This is a genomic window from Kitasatospora sp. NPDC091257 (genome assembly GCF_044757675.1).
GTDB classification, from domain to species: domain Bacteria; phylum Actinomycetota; class Actinomycetes; order Streptomycetales; family Streptomycetaceae; genus Kitasatospora; species Kitasatospora lactacystinica.
Genome location: NZ_JBIVVI010001375.1, coordinates 1 through 2,184, shown reverse-complemented (window position 1 = coordinate 2,184; position 2,184 = coordinate 1). Strand labels below are relative to the sequence as shown.

Here is a 2,184-nt window from a genome sequence, read left to right as displayed (position 1 = left end):
AGCAGACGAAGAGCCCCGGCTCTTCCGGTGGCCGGACTAAGGGGGCCGGCTCCGGCGGGGGTTCTGGAGACCAGACGAAGGGTTCCAGGTCCGGCGGTTTCGGCTCCGGTAGCTCTGGTGGGTCCGGCGGATCCGGCTCCAAGGGCTCCGGTTCCTCCAGCGGTCCCGACCGACAGAAGGGCCCCGGGCCCGGCGGTTCCGGTGGATCGAAGGGCGCCGGTGGTTCGGGCGGGACGAAAGGCGCCGGTGGCGGCCCGAAGGGCTCCGGAACATCCGGCGGGACGAAGGGGGCCGGTTCCTCCGGCGGAGCACCGCAGCCCGGCAAGTGGGGACCGGGAGCGGTCCGGCGCCCCTCGCAGGGCGGCGGACCTGCCGCCAAGAACGGCGGGAAGAAGAACGGGAAGGGCGGCACCGGCCCGGACGGGCCGGATACGTCGACCGGCCCGGCGAAGGGACCCGCCGGTACGTCCGCGCCGCCTGGCGTGCTGCGCCGACGGCGGCGCAGCCACCGGGCGCTGCCGAGGCCGTTCCGCAACTGGGGCGGCATCACGGTACCCGGGGCGATGCACGGCACGCTCAAGGGCTACCAGGAGGACGAGTGCACCTGCCGCCGCTGCCTGCGGGCGGGCCGGAGGGCCTACCGCAAGGAGCACCCGGAGGAACGCACCGGGACGTTCTGGGGGGCGGTCTCCGAGACCGCCGAGGAACGGCTGCGGCGTCGCCGGGAGAACCACCGTCCGGCGTGGCGGGCGGGCGTCCGCATGAAGAAGAAGGGCAAGAAGGGCCGCAAGGGCTCGGATGCCGCGGCCGGTTCGGCGACCACCGCCGGATCGTCCGGCAGCCGCTGGAAGAAGGAGCGGGAACGGGCACGCAAGCGCGCCGGCGGGTTCACGGCCGGACCGGACGACTCGGCCACCGGTACGGGCGCCCGCTCCGGCGGGCGGCGGCGCACGGTGTGGGAGTCGGCCGGGATGGCCGCCTCGGAGGGCGAGGAGATCACCGGGATCTACGTGAACGGCCGGCCCGACACCCGCACCCGCGAACGCCGTGCAGGTGCGTCCGGGATGCCCGCCCGCGGACCGGCCGCGCTCGGCCCGGCACCGACCCCGCACACCGCCCGCCCCGGCACGAGGCGCCCGATCCCGATGCCGGGCGCGCCGGCCCCGGCCGTGCCGAACCCTGCCGCCGCCCCGCCGGCTGCCCCGCCGGCCCCGGTTGTGTCGAACCCTGCCGCCCCGACAGGCCCCACAGCACAGAAAGGAGGAGCCGGCGTGTCGCTGCCCTCGCAGTCCCACGGTTCCCGAGTCCACGGAATGGACGCCCAGCACGAGACCGAGATTGCGTACGGGGGGCTCATCCTCACGCTGGGGATCATGGGTGCCGAGGGATCCGCGGCCCACGACCAGTGCGTGGTCCTGGCCGACAAGGCCGTAGCCATCCGCCGGGCACTGGACCAGCTGAGCGTGGACCTGGCCGTGCACCACAACGTCATCGGAAATCTCACCCAGCGGGCGATGACGAAGCTCTCGGAGCAGATGGCCCTCCTGGGCAACAAGGCCGAGGAGATGAAGGGCGAGTCGCTGGCCGCCGCCGAGGCGGCCTACTCCGCCGAAAGCGCGATCGAAGAGGCCTACAGGCCCTACCTGCAGGCCACCATCGACGCCGGCCTCGCGGTCCCCTCGGCCCGCATCCACAACGAGAACTGATCGGGGGACACCGATGAGCGACATCGTTCCGCACGACTCCGGCATTGAGGTCACCGCCCGAGAGAGCGCCGGGTTCGTCGCGCTGGCCGCGCGCACCGTGCGCCTGGCCGCCGCCGCCCTGCTGCTCAAGGCGGAGATGGCCAAACTCCAGGAGCACATGGAGGAGAACGCCAGGACCGCGCGCCGCTCCGCCGAACTGGCCGGACAGGCCGAGGTCGAACCCCACTTCCTCGCGATGATCGAGGAGACCGGCCGCGCCTTCGACCAGGTGGCCAACGCCTCCGGTGAGCTCACCCAGGCCGCCGACCGGGTCGAGGAGGAGTCGCGGGCCTTCCGAGACGCCCACCAGGCCGAGTACCGAGGCATCTACGAGGTCAACCAGTCCTCCCCCCACCGCCAGCCCAAGCCCGGATTTTTCCGCCGCTGACCGAGCACCACACGCTCCCCCACCCTCGGCCGTGGCCGCGCCCGACATCCC

The 2,184-nt window shown here is 73.5% G+C and carries 2 protein-coding genes; both read left to right on the top strand.

The window, feature by feature from the left end; all coding sequences use genetic code 11:
* The first annotated feature begins 482 nt into the window (after window positions 1-482).
* Window positions 483-1,706, top strand: coding sequence for a hypothetical protein (locus ACIQOV_RS38430; RefSeq protein WP_401055418.1), 1,224 nt, complete (start codon window positions 483-485; stop codon window positions 1,704-1,706).
* A gap of 13 nt (window positions 1,707-1,719) precedes the next feature.
* Window positions 1,720-2,133 carry a conjugal transfer protein TraB gene (locus ACIQOV_RS38425; protein WP_401055416.1) on the top strand — a complete coding sequence of 138 codons (414 nt, stop codon included), beginning with the start codon at window positions 1,720-1,722 and terminating at the stop codon, window positions 2,131-2,133.
* The last annotated feature ends 51 nt before the right edge of the window (window positions 2,134-2,184 follow it).